This is a genomic window from Kingella sp. SNUBH-2017 (genome assembly GCF_028680565.1).
GTDB lineage: Bacteria > Pseudomonadota > Gammaproteobacteria > Burkholderiales > Neisseriaceae > Kingella_D > Kingella_D pumchi.
In genome coordinates this window covers 1-802 of record NZ_JAPHVK010000032.1, presented here as the reverse complement: position 1 = coordinate 802, position 802 = coordinate 1, and the positions used below count along the sequence as shown (strand labels likewise).

General features: G+C 48.1%; 1 protein-coding gene and 1 pseudogene. Both read left to right on the top strand.

Annotated elements, in window-relative coordinates; translation table 11 throughout:
* Positions 1-222: pseudogene (locus tag OP500_RS11205) on the top strand (hypothetical protein); the annotation flags it as partial.
* Positions 219-802 (top strand): zonular occludens toxin domain-containing protein (locus OP500_RS11200; RefSeq protein WP_274071000.1); only part of this gene is annotated, 584 nt, incomplete at its 3' end. The pseudogene OP500_RS11205 and the gene OP500_RS11200, both read left to right, overlap by 4 nt.

The window sequence follows — 802 nt, the reverse complement described above, 5'->3', positions numbered from 1 at the left end:
AAAGGTATCTGCATTTTTGTTATTACTGAGCATCCCAGTTTGATAGATGCCAATTTACGAGCATTCGTTGGTGAGCATCGGCATATGGATAAAACAATGCTTGGGTCAATATTTGGTTTTAGTAAAGTAAGCTACTGGAATTATTGTGCAAATCTTGAAGAAAAAGAACATTTGAGAGATGCCCGGATTAGCGTTTTTTGTAAAAAAGGGGGTAAACCATGATCAGCCTAATCACCGGCCTGCCAGGATCCGGCAAAACAAACTTGCTCGTCCACGAATTAATGACGCGCGACGATCTTAAAAACCGCCCGCTCTTCGTTGACGGTATTCCGGAATTGAAAATTCCGACAATGGAAATCCCCGAAGGGGAAGATATGACAACGTGGCACAAATGGGCGCCCACCGGCGCAATTCTCGTCATCGACGAAGCCCAACGCATCTTCCGCCCCCGTCCCGCAGGCGCCAAAGTACCCGACTACATCCAAGAGCTGGAAACCCACCGCCACAAAGGCATCGACATATTTGTCATTACCCAGCATCCCAGGCTGATTGACGTTAATTTGCGCTCGTTGGTCGGCGAACACCGCAACATCAGCCGCACCATGCTCGGCTTTAAGCGCATCAGCTACTGGCAAAGATGCGCCAACCCCGAAAGCAGAAACGACGTTGCAGACGCTAAAAACAGCATCTACTGGCTGAAAAAAGATGCCTTTGGTATGTATAAAAGTGCAGAAGAGCACACCAAACTCAAAGGCTCCCTAAGCTCGTGGATTTGGGTAATGCCCTTGGCAATCGGCTTTGT